Genomic DNA, 15,660 nt, shown 5'->3' with positions numbered 1-15,660 from the left:
CCCGCTCCCTGACCCCTACTCCTCGACGAGGAGCTTCTCCCGGAGCTGCGCCAGCGTGCGGGCCAGCAGACGGGACACGTGCATCTGGGAGATGCCGACCTCCTGCGCGATCTGCGACTGGGTCATGTTGCCGAAGAACCGCAGCAGCAGGATCCGCTTCTCCCGCGGCGGCAACCCCTCCAGCAGCGGCTTGAGGGACTCGCGGTACTCGACGCCCTCCAGCGCCTCGTCCTCCGAACCCAGCGTGTCCGCGACCGCCGGGGACTCGTCGTCCGTGTCCGGGACGTCCAGGGAGAGCGTGCTGTAGGCATTGGCCGATTCCAGCCCCTCCAGCACCTCCTCCTCGGAGATCCCGAGCCGTTCGGCCAGCTCGTGGACCGTCGGGGAGCGGCCGTGCTGCTGCGACAGCTCGGCCGTCGCCGTGGTCAGCGACAGCCGCAGCTCCTGCAGCCGCCGGGGGACGCGTACCGCCCAGCCCTTGTCACGGAAGTGCCGCTTGATCTCGCCGACGACCGTGGGCGTGGCGTACGTCGAGAACTCGACCCCGCGGTCCGGGTCGAACCGGTCGACCGACTTGATCAGGCCGATGGTCGCGACCTGCGTCAGGTCGTCCAGCGGCTCCCCGCGGTTGCGGAACCGCCGGGCCAGGTGCTCGACCAGCGGGAGGTGCATCCGGACCAGCCGGTTGCGCAGCTCGGCGCGTTCCGGCGAGCCCTCGGGCAGCTCGCGCAGCTCGAAGAACAGGGCCCGCGCTCCGCTGCGGTCCCGCGGATCCGGCAGCGCCAGCGGCGGAGCCGGTGCCGCCGGGGCCGTGGCAGCGGCCTCCGGTGGCTGTGGTTGGTCGTGCTGGTTCTCGCTCATAGGGCCCGCCCGTCGCTCCGCCGAGTCCAAAAAGCCGTCTTCCGCATCCGCGTCAGCCGGGTGCGGCCGGGCGTGCTGCTGCTCCGGGATGCCGCCGTCGACCTCGTGCCGTACCCGGGGCCGATCCCCGCCCCGCACCGGGATCTCCCCGCCGCTCACGCCGGGCCTGGCCCCGCGCCGCGCTGTTTGTAGAGACTGATGCTCACTGTCCGGTTCTCCTCGACCGTCGCCTCGACCTTGCCGGCCAGGGCCGACAGCACCGTCCACGCGAACGTGTCGCGCTCCGGTGCGCGGCCGTCGGTGGTCGGCGCCGAGACGGTCACCTCCAGCGAATCGTCCACCAGCCGGAAGACGCAGCTGAGGACGGAGCCGGGCACGGCCTGCTGGAGCAGGATCGCGCAGGCCTCGTCCACCGCGATGCGGAGGTCCTCGATCTCGTCGAGAGTGAAGTCCAAACGGGCTGCGAGGCCGGCCGTGGCCGTTCGCAGCACGGACAGGTAGGCACCCGCAGCGGGCAGCCGGACTTCCACGAAGTCCTGGGTCCCGGGCTCGCCTGCGATCTGGGACACCCTCACCTCCAAGGTGGTACGAGCTCTGTTCGCCGGTGACGCTATCGCGATCCGGGTGATCGTGTCGCGGCACCCCTCACGGCACCCCTTTCGGGGCGCCCGGGCCGGCCGGCCGTGCGTCCAGTGACTGATGGTAAGCCCATGGGTACGCACAGTGGCTAGGGGTCTGCGGGCCCAATTCGGGGGAACCGGCGGAGGGTTGACCTACCCCGCTTCAGACGATCGAACCGTCGACAAAACACCACCGCCAGGTCTCCCCCGGCTCGTAGCTCCGCATCACCGGATGGCCGGACTCCTTGTGGTGCGCGGTGGCATGACGGTACGGGGAGGAATCGCAGCACGCCACGTATCCGCACTGGAGACACATCCGCAACTGCACCGGATGGCTGCCGAGCACCTCACATTCCGGGCAGGTCAGCGCATGAGGGACGGGCTCGGGGCGCGGCAGTTCTGCAACGTGGGTGCACTCGCTCATGATGGCCAGCGTACGACCAGGCTGCGGGTGCACGACGCGATGAGGGTGGAACGTCATGGAGGTATTGCCGCTGGTGGCGCTGGTGGCGGCCAGCGCGGCCGTCGCGGGGCTGGCCCGCCGGACGCCGGTGCCGGCGCCGCTGCTGCTGGTCGCGGTCGGACTGGTGGCGGCGTACGTGCCGGGCGTGCCGGCGTACGTCCTCGACCCGCACATCGTGCTGCCCCTGCTGCTGCCGCCGCTGCTGCACACGGCCGCCGTGGACAGTTCGTACCTGGACCTGCGCGCCAACATCAGGCCGGTCGCGCTGCTGTCCGTCGGGTACGTGCTCTTCGCGACGCTGGCCGTCGGGTACGCGGCCTACCTGGTCGTGCCGGGGCTGTCGCTGCCGGTGGCGCTGGTGCTGGGGGCGGTGATCGCGCCGCCGGACGCGGTGGCGGCGACCGCGATCGCCCGCAAGCTCGGGCTGCCGAACCGGATCACGACCATCCTCCAGGGCGAGTCGCTGGTCAACGACGCCACCGCCATCACCGCCTACAAGGTGGCCCTCGCCGCGGCGGTCGGGGTCAGCGCGGGCTGGGCCGGCGCTCTGGCGGAGTTCCTGCTGGCGTCCGTCGGCGGGGTCGGCGTGGGCCTGCTGCTGATGGTGCCGATCCACCAGCTGCGCAAGCGGCTGAAGGAGCCCCTCCTGCAGAACACCCTGTCGCTGCTGATCCCGTTCGTGGCGTACGCGGCGGCCGAGCGGGTGCACGCCTCGGGAGTGCTGGCGGTGGTCGTCGTCGCCCTGTACATCGGCCACCGGAACTGGCAGGTCGACTTCGCGACCCGGCTCCAGGAGGAGGCGGTGTGGAAGGTGGTCGCCTTCGTCCTGGAGTCGGTGGTCTTCGCGCTGATCGGACTCCAGCTGCCGGTGGTCCTCAAGGGGCTGGGGGAGTACCAGGGGCCCTCCGCCGCCTGGTACGCGGTCGTGGTGTTCCTCGTGGTGGTGGTCTCGCGGTTCGTGTGGGTGTTCCCGGCGACGTTCGTACCGCGCTGGCTGTCCGAGCGGATCCGGCGGCGGGAGCCGGAGACCAACTGGAAGGCCCCGGTGGTCGTGGGCTGGGCCGGCATGCGCGGGGTCGTGTCGCTGGCGATCGCCTTCTCCGTGCCGCTGGACGTCCCCCACCGCAACCTCATCCTCTTCCTCACCTTCACGACGGTCATCGGGACCCTGGTCGTCCAGGGCCTGACCCTGCCGCCGCTGATCAAGCTGCTGAAACTGCCTCCCCGCGACGTCCATGCCGAGACCCTCGCCGAGGCGCAGGCGCAGAGCGAGGCCTCGCGGGCGGCCGAGGAACGGCTGGCGGAACTGCTGGAGGACACGGACCACAACGCCCTCCCGTCACCGCTGGTGGACCGGCTGCGCACGGTGCTCGAACGCCGCCGCAACGCGGTGTGGGAGCGCCTCGGCGAGGTCAACCCGCAGACGGGGGAGTCGGCCGACGAGGTCTACCGCAGGCTCGCCCGGGAGATGATCGGGGCCGAGCGGGAGGTGTTCGTGACCCTGCGCGACGCACGGCGGATCGACGACGAGATGCTGCGCGCGCTGCTGCGCCGGCTGGACCTGGAGGAGGCCGCGGCCTACCGGGAGGAGTCGGCCTGACCCCGCGTCCGGGGGAGCCGGGGCCTCCCCCCTCCGCCGCGGACGCGGCGGGTCAGGGCCGGCCCGTGATGACGGCGGCCAGGGTGGTGCCCGGCGGGAAGGCTCCCGACTCGGTGAGGGCGGCCAGGGCCCAGAGCAGTTTGGCCACGTAGATCCGCTCGACCGGGAAGCCGTGGCGGGAGGCGAAGTCGGCGGCGAAGGCGTCCAGCGCGGCCGGGACGCGGGCGTAGCCGCCGTGGTCGAAGCCCTCGGCCAGGCTCCAGTCACCGGCCGGGCCCCCGAAGGCGGCCGCCTGGAGGGAACGTATCTCCGCCCCCAGGAAACCGCCCGCGAGGACCGGTACGCCGAGGGCCCGCTGGCCGGTGCCGAGGCCGGCCGCGAGGCCGGCCAGGGTGCCGCCCGTACCGCAGGCCACGGCCACGACGTCCGCGCGGCCGCGCAGCTCGCGGCCGAGCTCGGCGCAGCCCCGCAGGGCGAGCGCGTTGCTGCCGCCCTCGGGCACGACGTACGCGCCCTCGGCGCCGGCCCGGGCGAGCAGCCGGTCCCGTGTCCCCGGCTCGGTCTTGCGGCGGTAGTCGGAGCGGGTCACGAAGTGCAGGCCCATCCCGTCCGCCGCGCACCGGGCGAGCGAGCCGTTGAGGGGCCGCCCGGCCAGTTCGTCCCCGCGCACGACGCCGGTGGTGCGCAGCCCGAGCAGCCGGCCGGCGGCGGCGGTGGCCCGCAGGTGGTTGGAGTAGGCGCCGCCGAAGGTGACGAGGTGGTCGTGGCCCGCGTCCAGGGCGGCCCGGAGGTTGGGCGCGAGCTTGCGCCACTTGTTGCCGGGCAGCTCCGGGTGCACCAGGTCGTCCCGCTTGAGCAGGAGCCGGACGCCGTGCGCGGCGAAGCGTTCGTCGGGCGCCTCGACCAGCGGGGACGGCGGGCGGGGGCGCAGTTCGGGGTGGGTCACCCGTTCATTGTCGGCCGGGCGGGGTCACTTGAGGCGTTCGGTGACGCGGGCCCGCATCGAGTTCATCGTGAAGCCCTTGGGGTCGATCTTGCCGGGCTGCCATTCGAGGTGGCCGATGACGGAGCGGGCGGTCCAGGCGTGGGCGCGGCAGACGGCGGCCGCCGCGCGGGCGATGGCGTCGAGCTGGACGGCGGGCCAGGGGTCCTCGCCGTCGCCGAGGTTCTCGCACTCGAAGCCGTAGAAGTGGCGGTTGCCGTCGGTGTCCGCGTCGTGGTCGGCGGGCAGCCGCTTCTCGGCGATGACCGCGGCGAGGACGTCGGAGTCGCCGGCTCCGGCGTGGTTGGCCCGGCCGTACCCGACGAGGTGGACCCGGCCGTCCTTGGCGATCACGCCGTGGCACAGCGGGCCCGGGAGGGCCGCGTCGCCGTCGCGGCAGAGGGCGACGGTGTACGGGGTGCCGCGCGTGACGGTGTGGTGGATCATCACGCCGTGCACGGGCCCCCAGGGGCCCTTGTGGTTGCGGTTGTGGGTGCGCCAGGAACCGACCTCGACGACGGTCAGGCCCTCACCCCGGAGGGCGGCGACGAAGCGGTCCGCGGACATGGGTGCGGCCATGGCCGCCTCCTTTGCGGTGCGTGAGGCGGACACCGTGTGTGTGCGCCTCGTTACGTTCCGGTGTAGTGGAGGCGGCCCTTCCGGGGCTAGGGCTCTCGTACGGCGAGCGAGCCGATCCGGCCAGTGGATCAGGCCAGCCGGGCAGGCCGCGCCGCGCGGTCGGCGGTCGGGCGGCCGGACCGTCAGGCCGACGCCAGCCACAGGTCCGGGCCGAACACCTCGTAGTGGATGTCCGAGGCGGGCACGCCCTTGGCGATCAGCTGCCCGCGCACCGCCCGCATGAAGGGCAGCGGCCCGCACAGGTAGGCCCGGGTGCCGGGGGCGACCGGGACGTCCGCCAGGTCGACGCGGCCGGCGCGGTCGCCCGGCTCCGCCTCCTCCTCGTACCAGAACCGGGCCGAGGCGTCGGCGAGCTTGTGGGTGAGGGCGCGGTGGTCGGCGCGCAGCGCGTGATCGGCGGGGGAGCGGTCGGCGTGCAGCACGGTGACCGGCGCGGCGTGCCCGGTGTCGGCCAGGTGTTCCAGCATCGACAGCATCGGGGTGCAGCCGATGCCGGCCGAGGCGAGCAGCACGGGCGCGGAGCCGTCCCGCAGGACGAGGTCGCCGTAGGGGGCGGAGACGCGGAGCCGGTCGCCCGTGCGGACCCGGGCGTGCAGGTGGTTGGATACCTCGCCGTCGGGGCCGCCGGCGGCCGTGCCGTGGACGCGCTTGACGGTGATCGAGCGGACCGGCGAGCCGGGGGCGCTGGAGAGGCTGTACTGGCGGATCTGGCGGGCCCCGTCGGCGAGTTCGACCTGGACGGAGACGTACTGGCCGGGCCGGAAGCCGGGCGCGGGGGCGCCGTCGGCAGGGGTCAGGTGGAAGGTGGTGCAGTCGGCGGTCTCCTCGACCCGCGCGGCGACGGTCCACTCCCGCCACACGTCCCCGGCGAGGACCCGCTGCTCGGCGTAGAGGCGCTCCTCGATGCTGACGAGGGCGTTCGCCATCAGCCAGTAGACCTCGTCCCACGCTTCGGCGACCTCGGGCGTGACGGCCTCGCCGAGGATCTCGGCGATGGCCTCGAAGAGGTGGGTGCGGACGACCGGGTACTGCTCGCGGGTGACGCCGAGGGAGGCGTGCTTGTGGGCGATGCGGCCGAGCATCACGTCGGGGCGGGTGCCGGGGTTCTCGACGAGGTGGGTCGCGAAGGCGGCGATCGAGCCGGCCAGGGCCTGCTTCTGGAGGCCGGCGCTCTGGTTGCCGCGGTTGAACAGGTCGCGGAGCAGCTCCGGGTGGGCCGCGAACAGCTTGGTGTAGAAGAGCTCCGTGATGTCGCCGATCGCCGCCCCGACGGCGGGCAGGGTGGCGCGTACGGTCGCGGTCGACTTCTCGGACAGCATGGGAGCTCCTCGCAGCTAATTGGTATGTGACATGCATATTCAAGCCCCGAAAAAAGGCCCGCAGTAGTGCGGACGTTTGTTCGGGAGACCCTTCGGCCTCAGCCTAGGGCGGCGGAACGGGGGACCGAACCGGCCATCCGGCCCGCACCGGCGGGACTTTCGGCCCGGCCTCAGGCGGGGCCGGCCGCCCCGGCGCCGGATCCGCCCGACAGGCCCAGCAGCAGCGGTCCCGTCGGGGCCGCCACCAGGTCGTTCACCGTCAGCGGGTCCAGCGCGGCGAAGAACGCTTCCTGCGCCCGACGCAGCGCGCCCCGCAGGACGCACGCGTTCCGCAGCGGGCACGGAGTGCTGCCGTCGCAGTCGACGACGTCACCGGCGCCCTCCAGTTCGCGCACCACCCCGCCCACCGACGCGGCGCGTCCGGAGGCGGTGAGCGCGAGCCCGCCGCCCCGGCCCCGCCGGGCCTCGACCAGTCCGAGGTGCTGGAGCCTGGCGACCACCTTGGCGGTGTGCGTGTACGCAACCTCCATGGTCGCCGCCACTTCGCGGGTCGTGGGGAGGTCCGTCTCCTCGACGGCCAGGCGCATCAGCACGCGCAGCGCCAGGTCGGTGAATCGGGTCAGCCGCATGCCCCCAGCCTAGAAACCTTGCATCCGCGATGCAAATTAAAAACAGGTGCGCGTCGGCGGTGCGCGCGAGGTGGCCGGAAACAGTGGGTCCGGGGCGGAGCGCGCGAAGAAACCGACCGCAGAGAATGCCCACACCCACACGGAGTAGTCCCACCCTTTTGTGTAATGGTCCGGCCACGTTGCGTACTGACAGCCTTTCGTACCGCAGATCCATGGAGTGATCGAAAGGGAAAGACATGTCGGTCCAGGCAGGTTCCGAAACCGAAGCCCAGACACCGCAGCGCAGTCTCGGCACTTCGGCCGCACGGAACTTGGCAACCACGACCAAGTCCGCGCCGCAGATGCAGGAGATCACCTCGCGGTGGCTGCTGAAGATGCTCCCGTGGGTCTCGGTCCAGGGCGGCACGTACCGCGTCAACCGCCGGCTGAGCTACTCGGTCGGCGACGGGCGCGTGGAGTTCATCAAGACCGGGACCCAGGTCCAGGTCATCCCGGCCGAACTCGGTGAACTCCCGCTGCTGCGCGACTACGACGACGAGGACGTCCTCACCGAACTCGCCGCCCGGTGCCGGCAGATCGACTTCGCGGCCGGAGAGGAGCTCACCTCCTTCGGCAACACCTCCGACCAGGTGTTCCTCCTCGCCCACGGCCGCGTCGACCAGATCGGCCCCGGCCCCTACGGAGACGACGCGGTGCTGCGCACCGTCGCCGACGGCGCCTACTTCGGCGAGGACTCCCTCACCGACGAGGAGGCGATCTGGGAGTACACCGCCCGCGCCGCCACCTCCGGCACCGCCCTCGTCCTCTCCCGCCAGGACTTCCAGCTCCTCGCCGACCGCGTCGAGTCCCTGCGCGCGCACATCGACCACGTACGGACGATGCCCGAGCAGCGCACCAACAAGTACGGCGAGGCCGCGATCGACCTCTCCGCCGGCCACGAGGGCGAGGCCGTCCTCCCCGGCACCTTCGTCGACTACGACGCCCGGCCCCGCGAGTACGAGCTCTCCATTGCACAAACGGTCCTGCGCGTGCACACCCGCGTCGCCGACCTGTACAACCAGCCGATGAACCAGACCGAGCAGCAGTTGCGGCTCACGGTCGAGGCGCTGCGCGAGCGCCAGGAGCACGAGATGCTCAACAACCGCGACTTCGGCCTGCTCCACAACGCCGACTACGACCAGCGCATCCAGCCCCACGACGGCGCGCCCACCCCCGACGACATGGACCAGCTGCTCAGCATGCGGCGCGGATCCAAGCTGTTCCTCGCCCACCCCAAGGCCATCGCCGCCTTCGGCCGCGAGTGCAACAAGCGCGGCCTGTACCCGGAGTCGGTCGAGATCGGCGGACACCGGGTGCCCTCCTGGCGCGGCGTGCCGATCTTCCCGTCCAACAAGATCCCGGTGAGCGACGCCCGCACGACCTCGATCCTGTGCATGCGCACCGGCCAGGAGGAGCAGGGCGTGATCGGCCTGCACCAGCCCGGGATCCCGGACGAGATCGAGCCGAGCCTGTCGGTGCGCTTCATGGGCATCAGCGAGCAGGCGATCATCTCCTACCTGGTCACCGCCTACTTCTCCGCCGCGGTGCTGGTGCCGGACGCGCTCGGCGTCCTGGAGAACGTCGAGATCGGCCGCTGGCCCTGATGACGGCCAACGCCCTCGCCACGGGTGAGGGGCAGGACGCCGGGGCCCTGCTGGAACGCACGAGAGAAACGGTCAACCCCCGGCTGCGCCGGACGGTCGAGAGCCTGCCCGGCTCCATGCGGAACGTGGCGATGTACCACTTCGGCTGGCAGGACGCGGACGGCACCCCGGCCGAGGGCAACGCGGGCAAGGCCATCCGGCCGGCGCTCGTGCTGGCCTCGGCGCAGGCCCTGGGCGCCGCGCCCGAAGTCGCCGAGGACGCGGTGCGGGCGGCGGTGGCCGTGGAGCTGGCGCACAACTTCACGCTGCTGCACGACGACGTCATCGACAACGATGTCCGGCGGCGCGGGCGTCCCACGGCGTGGACCGTCTTCGGCGTACCGGACGCGATCATCACGGGCGACGCCATGATGGCGCTCGCGCTGCGGCTGCTCGCCGAGGACCCGCACCCGGCCTCGGCGCCGGCCTCGGCCCGGCTCGCGGCCTGCGTCATCGAGCTGTGCGCGGGGCAGCAGGCGGACTGCGCCTTCGAGGAGCGGCCGGACGTCTCCCTCGACGAGTGCCTGACGATGGCGACGGCCAAGACCGGGGCCCTCCTGGGCTGCGCGTGCGCGCTGGGCGCGCTGTACGCGGGGGCCGGGCCGGAGGAGGTCGACGCGATGGACGCCTTCGGCCGGGAGGCCGGGCTGGCCTTCCAGCTGATCGACGACCTGATCGGCATCTGGGGCGACCCGGGGCACACGGGCAAGCCGGCCGGGGCCGACCTGATCGCCCGCAAGAAGTCCCTCCCGGTCGTGGCCGCGCTCACCTCGGGCACCGCGGCGGGGGCCGACCTGGCCGCCCTGTACGCGGGCCCCATGACCGGGGACGACGTGCGCGAGGCGGCCCGGGCGGTGGAGCGGGCCGGCGGCCGTGACTGGGCGCAGGCCCATGCCGCCGACCGGATGGGCCGCGCGGTGCAGGAGCTGTCCCGGGCCGTTCCGGACCTCGGCGCGGCGGGCGGCCTGCTGGCGCTGGCGGAGTTCGTCACGCGCCGCACCAAGTAGCGGGAGTGCGCGCAAGGCCCGTTCCGGTACCTGGGGGTGCCGGAACGGGCCTTACCGTGCCGGTGGGCCAACTCTAGGATCACTCACGGTTGTTGACGCGTGAGTGAAGGGTGCTACCTGTGGTGCTGGAGATACGCCGGGCGGACCGGTCCGACCGGGACGCGGTCGCACGGCTGCTGGACGAGGCCTTCCGTGACGACCCGGTGAGCACGTGGGTCTTCCCCGACCCGGAGCACCGGGCCGCCGTGCACGGCAGGTTCCTCGGGGTGTTCGTGGACGTGGCGCTGGCCGAGGGCCGGATCGACCGTACGGAGGACGGCTCGGCGGCGGCGCTGTGGCTGCGGGTCCCGGCCGGCGAGCCGGAGGGCGAGGACGAGGTCCCGGCGAAGATGCGCGCGGTGGCCGACCCCGGCAACGAGCGCTGCGAACTGGTCGGGCGGCTCACCGGGGAGGTGCACCCGACCGCCGAGGAACACGAGTACCTGCTGATGATCGCCGTCGCGCCGGGCCGCCAGGGCGAGGGGCTGGGCACCGAGCTGATGCGACCGGTACTGGAGCGCTGCGACCGCGAGGGGGTGCCCGCGTACCTGGAGGCGAGCAGCGAGCGCAGCAAGCGGCTGTACGAGCGGCTCGGCTGGGAGTTCACGGGCGAGGCGGTACGGCTGCCCGACGGGCCGCTGATGTGGCCGATGTGGCGCAAGCCACAGGGGTGAGGTGCGCGGCCCCGCGAAATGGCTCTTGGCAAAGTACTTCAGGTGAAGTACTTTCATCGACGTGCCCCGGAGCGGTGGCACCGTCCAACGGAAGAGACTCGCTTGCGCAAGCTCACGTACTTCATCGCCACCACCGTCGACGGGTTCATCGGAGCCCCGGACGGCGATGCCGATTTCCTCTACGCCCACCTCGACCCGGAGTTCATCGCCCACCTGACGGCCGAGTACCCGGAGACGGTCTCCGCCGCAGGACGCGCGCAGCTCGGGATCGAGGACGCGGCCCCGAAGCGCTTCGACGCGGTCCTCATGGGCCGCGGCACCTACGAACCGGGCCTCAAGGCCGGCCTGGCCAGCCCCTACGGGCACATGCGCGAGCAGTACGTCGTCTCGCGCTCCCTCGCCGAGGCGCCCGACCCGCAGGTGCGGCTGATCAGCGGCGACGTCGTCGCCAAGGTCCGTGAGATGAAGGCGCAGGACGGGCTGGGCATCTGGCTGTGCGGCGGGGCGGACCTCGCCGGGCAGCTGGCCGACGAGATCGACGAGTACATCGTCAAGACCTACCCGGTCGTCGTGGGCACGGGCATGCCGATGTCCCGGGCCGGATTCGGCGTGCGCCCGCTGGAGCTGACCGGCGCCACCGTCCTCGGTGGCGGCCAGATCATCAGCAGCTACACCGTCAAGCGCTGACTCGCCGCAAGGGCGAAAACCGGCCTACCGTGGAGGCATGGCCGGTTACCAGGAGCAGCGCGCGCACGAGCGGGCCGCTCCGCAGGCCGGGCACGAGCAGCAGACGTGCCCGGGCTGCGGGAGCCCCGTCGCAACGGTGGTCAGGCGGCACAAGTCCCTCGGGGTCTTCGTACCGCAATGGGGTCCGGGCCCCTGCCGGGACCCGCGGTGCCCGCGCCGCGTCCCCCCGGGGGTCTAGCCCCCGGGAGGACCGGCCGGATCAGCCCTTCGAGCCGAGGCCCGACGCCACCAGGCCGTTCGCCCACAGCTGGTTCACGCGCGCCCGCTCGGCACTGTTCGGGTTGGCGTTCGTGCACGAGGTGCCCGGGCCGCCGCCCGACATCAGCTCGCTGCACGGACCCGAGTAGTGGTCCGGCAGACCCAGCACGTGACCGGTCTCGTGCGCCGTCACCCGGGTGGAGTTGTACTGCTGGTTCTGCCGGTAGTCCAGGAAGATGTAACCCCGCCCGTGCCCGTCCGTGCTCGCGTACGAGCCGCGCGAGTCGTTGCCCTCGTAGTACGAGAAGTTCCCGCCGGAGGACACCTCCTGCAGCTTGACGTTGGCCACCGAGCCGTTCCAGATCCGGGTCGAACTGGCTATCTGCGAACGGAAGCTGGGCGCGTTGCGGGTGTTGTAGGTGACGGTCACCGCGAGGGCGCCCGGGTTCGCCGCGCGCTGCTCGGCGACCGAGCGCTGCACGGCCTCGAAGAAGGCCCGGTTGGCGGCCGAGTTCTCCTGGGACCGCTCGTACGCCGCGTAGCTGGCGGGGCTACCGGCGGGGGAGGCGGGGGTCGCGGCGCTCGCGGAGGGGACGATGCCGCCGAGCGCGGCGGCGACGCCGAGACCGACAGCGGTGGCCAGCGTGGCCTTGCGGGAGTGGCGCATGTGGGGGAGCTCCTACTCATCCGGTGTGGGGGGTGGTCGTTCGGTACCGGAGTCTGCGGGAGCGGAAGGGCCCGGCGGATGATGTCAGAGCCCGATAACGCCGGGCTATCGGGAGGTTTTCGGTAGGCCAACTGGCGTGAGAATGGCGGGATTCGGGGGGCTATCGGCGGCTGGTGCGGCCCACCGGCCCCGCCCTACCCTCGGGGCATGGAGCTCGAGGTGAGGCACCTGCGCGCGCTGTGCGCCATCGCCGACGCCGGCAGCCTGCACAAGGCGGCGCGGCAGCTCGGCGTGAGCCAGCCCTCGCTGACGACCCAGCTGCGGCGGATCGAACGGGCCCTGGACGGCGAGCTGTTCCTGCGCGAACGCACCGGATGCCGGCCAACTCCGTTCGGACGCACGGTACTCGGGCGGGCGCGTCCGCTGCTCGCCGAGATGGCGGCGCTCGTCGCCGAAGCGCGGGCCGCCGCGCACGGGCCGCGGCTGCGGATCGGCTCCACGGCGAGCCGGGCCCTGCCGGGGTGGCTGCGCCGGCTCCACCGAAGACACCCCGACGCGGAAACCTCGCTGGTCGTGGACGTCTCGGCCAATGCGCTGCTGCGGATGGTGGACGCCGGGCAGCTGGACGTGGCGTTCGTCCACGAGGTGGAGGGCAGCCCGCTGCGGGTGCCGGCGGGGCTGCAACTGCACGTCCTGATGGAACGCGAGCCGCAGTTCGTGTCCATGTCCCCGGACCATCCGGCGGCGCGGTCGGCGATCGTCAGGTTAGAGGACCTCGCGCGCGACCGGTGGATGGTCGACCCCTCCGTCGACGGCGAATGGGACGGACTGCGGCGGGTGTTCGCCGGGGCCGGTCTCGACCCGCCGGTCCTGCACGCCGACTACCACACGGCGACCTCGCTGATCGTCTCCGGCGAGGCGGTGGCGCCCTGCCAGCCGACGTCCGGGCCGCGGGAGGACATGGCGATCCGGCCGATCTCGGGGGACCCGCTGGCGGTGCGGCTGCTCCTCGCGACGCGGCCGGGCGCCCATGCGGAGGTCTTCGAGGACCTCCGCGCCGCCTACCGCGAAGTCGCCCTGAGCACCCCGCCGTACCGGGCGTGGCTGCGGTACCACGGGAATTCGCTGCTGGTGGCTTGACCTTGCCCTTGCCCTTGCCCTGGCCGGGCGGAGGGCGGGTGGGGTCTGCCCCGGCTGGGGCGGTGGCTGGGCGGGGCCCCCTCGGGTGGGGGCTTGGGGTGGCTGAGGTGGTGTCCCGCTTGGCCTCGTGGCTGGCCCCCGGTCGTGAGCCCCGCCGGCGTTTGAGGCGGGAACGGTGGAAGGGCGGGTCGGGGACGGGCTGGCGCAGCGGGGGACCCCGGGCCGGGGTCGTGCGGGGGCTGCGGGTGGGGCCGGGGCCGGTGCCGGGGTGGGGTGTCGTCCGGGACGGGCATGATTTATGGCGCCTGCTCCGGGCCCCCTTTGCCGGTGGGACAGGGCGCCAACAAATCACGTTTTAGTCCCGGACGACACCCCACCCCGTCCCCGGCCCCGGCCCGCGCGCGCTCCCGTCCCCGGCCCCGGACTCGGTTGATCCGCGCTCCCGGCCGTGCTTTGCGTCTCGCCCCGGCACGGGGTGGCGGTGCTTGACTTCCCTTGACCGCGATATATCGTGTTCGTACGAGACGCGATATGTTGCGTGCGTCAGCCCACGAGGAGGAGCAGCACCATGACAGAGCAGATGACCTGGTCCGTCGCCGCGCCCCAGAAGCTCACCTTCGAGCAGCCGGTGACGGAGCTGCGCGTCCGCGTGGTCGGCGGCACGGTCAACGTGGTCGCCGCCGACGAGGGTCCGGCCCGGCTGGAGGTGGCCGAGGTGGAGGGGCCGCCGCTGCACGTCGTGCACGAGGACGGCGCGCTCACCCTGTCCTACGAGGACCTCCCCTGGAACGGCACCCAGGGGTTCAAGAAGTGGTTCGAGGGCAAGCCGTGGAAGGCCTGGTCGGGCGCCTCCGAGGACGGCCGCAAGGCCTGGGAGCGCAGCGTCACCGTCACGCTCGCCGTCCCCGCCGGCACCCGCGTCCAGCTGGCCGCCGTCAGCGCCACCGCGTTCGTCTCCGGCATCGCCGGCCCCGTCGACGTCAACGGCGTCTCGGGCGACGCGACCCTCGTCGGGCTCTCCGGCCGGGTCAAGGCGCACACCGTCTCCGGCAGCGTCGAGGCCCAGTCCGTCACGGGTGAGCTCGGTTTCCACTCGGTCTCCGGCGGGCTGACGGTGGTCGACGGTGCGGGCGGCAGCGTACGGGCCGACTCGGTCAGCGGGGACATGCTCATCGACCTGGCCCCCGACGCGGCCGCGCCCAAGCCGGTCGACATCTCCCTCAACTCCGTCTCCGGCGAGGTCGCCATCCGGCTTCCGCACCCCGCCGACGCCAAGGTCGAGGCCAACACCGCCACCGGGGGCGTCTCCAACGCCTTCGAGGACCTGCGCGTCTCCGGCCAGCTCGGCGCGAAGCGGATCACCGGCACCCTCGGTACGGGCGCTGGCACCCTGCGGGCCACCACGGTCTCCGGTTCCATCGCGCTGCTGCGCCGCCCGCAGGCGGAGGCCGACGCCCCCCTCCAGCTCGACAAGAAGGTGCTCTGACATGCCGCCCGTCTTCGCCCACGGCCGCCTCCGCCTCTACCTCCTGAAGCTCCTCGACGAGGCCCCGCGCCACGGGTACGAGGTGATCCGCCTGCTGGAGGAGCGCTTCCAGGGCCTGTACGCGCCCTCCGCGGGCACCGTGTACCCGCGGCTCGCCAAGCTGGAGGCGGAGGGGCTCGTCACCCACGCCACCGAGGGCGGGCGCAAGGTGTACTCGATCACCGAGGCCGGCCGCGCCGAACTCGCCGACCGCGTGGGCGAGCTGGCCGACCTGGAGCTGGAGATCCGCGACTCCGTGTCCGAGCTGGCCGCCGAGATCCGGGACGACGTACGCGGCGCCGCCGGCGACCTGCGGCGCGAAATGCGGGCCGCGGCCTCCGCGACGGCCACCCAGGTCGAGGACGAGTCCTGGAAGGCGGCCAAGGAGGAGCTCCGCAAGGCGAAGGCCGAGTGGAAGGAACAGGCGCGCCGGGCGAAGGACGAGAGCCGCCGGGCCCGCGAGGAGGCCCAGCAGGCCCGCCGCCAGGCCAAGGAGGCGCAGGAGCGGGCCCGCGAGGAGGTCCAGCGGATCGCGGCGCAGCTCCAGGAGCAGTTCACGAAGCCGGGCGGGGTCCTGGGCAGCCTGGCCGGGGCCTGGCTGGGCGGCGGCAACGGCCACGGGAGTGCCGGGCAGGCCGCCGGTTCCGCGGGCGCGCCGCCGGCCCCGGAGTACGGCTGGGCCGAAGACCTGGCGGCCACCGCCGACCCGGCGCGGGACCTGGACCGGCTGCTCGACCGCTTCCGGGACGACGTGCGCGACGCGGCCCGCGACCACGGAGTGACCCCGGCCCAGCTGGCCGAGGCCCGCGCCCACCTCGCGGCGGCCGCCCACCGCATCGCGGCGGGCCTGCGCCCGGGCGCCTAGTCA

Annotated in this window: 16 protein-coding genes; 8 read left to right on the top strand and 8 right to left on the bottom strand. The window is 72.9% G+C overall.

Going from position 1 to position 15,660, the window contains the following annotated elements:
* Window positions 1-15 precede the first annotated feature (15 nt).
* The 3 genes from AC07B0_RS07800 to AC07B0_RS07790 all read right to left on the bottom strand — a co-directional run bounded on the left by AC07B0_RS07800 (window position 16) and on the right by AC07B0_RS07790 (window position 1,905).
* Window positions 16-1,005 (bottom strand): RNA polymerase sigma factor SigF, encoded by a 990-nt coding sequence (locus AC07B0_RS07800; protein ID WP_356874657.1) that lies wholly within the window; start codon window positions 1,003-1,005, stop codon window positions 16-18.
* Window positions 1,006-1,016: 11 nt separating this feature from the next.
* The gene (locus AC07B0_RS07795; RefSeq protein ID WP_008741530.1) at window positions 1,017-1,430 is read right to left on the bottom strand and encodes an ATP-binding protein; all 414 of its coding nucleotides are present in this window, start codon (window positions 1,428-1,430) and stop codon (window positions 1,017-1,019) included.
* 214 nt (window positions 1,431-1,644) lie between these two features.
* Window positions 1,645-1,905 (bottom strand): UBP-type zinc finger domain-containing protein, encoded by a 261-nt coding sequence (locus tag AC07B0_RS07790; RefSeq protein WP_469376793.1) that lies wholly within the window; start codon window positions 1,903-1,905, stop codon window positions 1,645-1,647.
* Between the two features lie 55 nt (window positions 1,906-1,960).
* Here AC07B0_RS07790 and AC07B0_RS07785 point away from each other — a divergent pair, with 55 nt between their 5' ends.
* Entirely contained in the window at window positions 1,961-3,544 is a 1,584-nt protein-coding gene (locus AC07B0_RS07785) for a Na+/H+ antiporter (RefSeq protein ID WP_478897295.1), read from the top strand.
* Between the two features lie 52 nt (window positions 3,545-3,596).
* On the opposite strand, the gene AC07B0_RS07780 is transcribed toward AC07B0_RS07785, so the two are convergent.
* The 4 genes from AC07B0_RS07780 to AC07B0_RS07765 form a co-directional block, all read right to left on the bottom strand.
* On the bottom strand, window positions 3,597-4,490 hold the full coding sequence (locus tag AC07B0_RS07780; RefSeq protein ID WP_467290403.1) for a 1-aminocyclopropane-1-carboxylate deaminase/D-cysteine desulfhydrase: 894 nt from the start codon (window positions 4,488-4,490) through the stop codon (window positions 3,597-3,599).
* Window positions 4,491-4,514: 24 nt separating this feature from the next.
* Window positions 4,515-5,105 (bottom strand): N-acetylmuramoyl-L-alanine amidase, encoded by a 591-nt coding sequence (locus AC07B0_RS07775; protein ID WP_356874433.1) that lies wholly within the window; start codon window positions 5,103-5,105, stop codon window positions 4,515-4,517.
* A gap of 182 nt (window positions 5,106-5,287) precedes the next feature.
* Window positions 5,288-6,484 carry a globin domain-containing protein gene (locus AC07B0_RS07770; protein WP_478897293.1) on the bottom strand — a complete coding sequence of 399 codons (1,197 nt, stop codon included), beginning with the start codon at window positions 6,482-6,484 and terminating at the stop codon, window positions 5,288-5,290.
* 170 nt (window positions 6,485-6,654) lie between these two features.
* Entirely contained in the window at window positions 6,655-7,113 is a 459-nt protein-coding gene (locus tag AC07B0_RS07765; RefSeq protein WP_478897291.1) for an RrF2 family transcriptional regulator, read from the bottom strand.
* Window positions 7,114-7,349: 236 nt separating this feature from the next.
* Between AC07B0_RS07765 and AC07B0_RS07760 the strand changes: the two genes are divergently transcribed.
* The 4 genes from AC07B0_RS07760 (at window position 7,350) to AC07B0_RS07745 (ending at window position 11,202) form a co-directional block, all read left to right on the top strand.
* Entirely contained in the window at window positions 7,350-8,756 is a 1,407-nt protein-coding gene (locus tag AC07B0_RS07760; RefSeq protein WP_356874427.1) for a family 2B encapsulin nanocompartment shell protein, read from the top strand.
* Window positions 8,756-9,802 (top strand): family 2 encapsulin nanocompartment cargo protein polyprenyl transferase, encoded by a 1,047-nt coding sequence (locus AC07B0_RS07755; RefSeq protein WP_356874425.1) that lies wholly within the window; start codon window positions 8,756-8,758, stop codon window positions 9,800-9,802. Before AC07B0_RS07760 ends, AC07B0_RS07755 begins: the two co-directional genes overlap by 1 nt.
* 119 nt (window positions 9,803-9,921) lie before the next feature.
* A complete protein-coding gene (locus AC07B0_RS07750; RefSeq protein ID WP_467290409.1) occupies window positions 9,922-10,515 on the top strand; it encodes a GNAT family N-acetyltransferase in 594 nt (197 codons plus the stop codon).
* Between the two features lie 102 nt (window positions 10,516-10,617).
* Window positions 10,618-11,202, top strand: coding sequence for a dihydrofolate reductase family protein (locus tag AC07B0_RS07745; protein ID WP_356874421.1), 585 nt, complete (start codon window positions 10,618-10,620; stop codon window positions 11,200-11,202).
* A gap of 259 nt (window positions 11,203-11,461) precedes the next feature.
* On the opposite strand, the gene snpA is transcribed toward AC07B0_RS07745, so the two are convergent.
* Complete coding sequence (gene snpA / locus AC07B0_RS07740; protein WP_356874419.1) at window positions 11,462-12,127, bottom strand: snapalysin; 666 nt, start codon at window positions 12,125-12,127, stop codon at window positions 11,462-11,464.
* 207 nt (window positions 12,128-12,334) lie between these two features.
* Between snpA and AC07B0_RS07735 the strand changes: the two genes are divergently transcribed.
* The 3 genes from AC07B0_RS07735 to AC07B0_RS07725 all read left to right on the top strand — a co-directional run bounded on the left by AC07B0_RS07735 (window position 12,335) and on the right by AC07B0_RS07725 (window position 15,657).
* Window positions 12,335-13,267, top strand: a complete 933-nt coding sequence (locus AC07B0_RS07735) for a LysR family transcriptional regulator (RefSeq protein WP_356874417.1) — start codon at window positions 12,335-12,337, stop codon at window positions 13,265-13,267.
* A gap of 568 nt (window positions 13,268-13,835) precedes the next feature.
* On the top strand, window positions 13,836-14,753 hold the full coding sequence (locus tag AC07B0_RS07730; RefSeq protein WP_356874415.1) for a DUF4097 family beta strand repeat-containing protein: 918 nt from the start codon (window positions 13,836-13,838) through the stop codon (window positions 14,751-14,753).
* Between the two features lies 1 nt (window position 14,754).
* Window positions 14,755-15,657, top strand: a complete 903-nt coding sequence (locus AC07B0_RS07725) for a PadR family transcriptional regulator (RefSeq protein ID WP_356874413.1) — start codon at window positions 14,755-14,757, stop codon at window positions 15,655-15,657.
* The last annotated feature ends 3 nt before the right edge of the window (window positions 15,658-15,660 follow it).

The sequence above is a fragment of the Streptomyces sp. NPDC044704 genome, assembly GCF_056433525.1.
The sequence above is the reverse complement of the archived record's forward strand: the minus strand, read 5'-3'. Positions and strand labels throughout refer to the sequence as shown.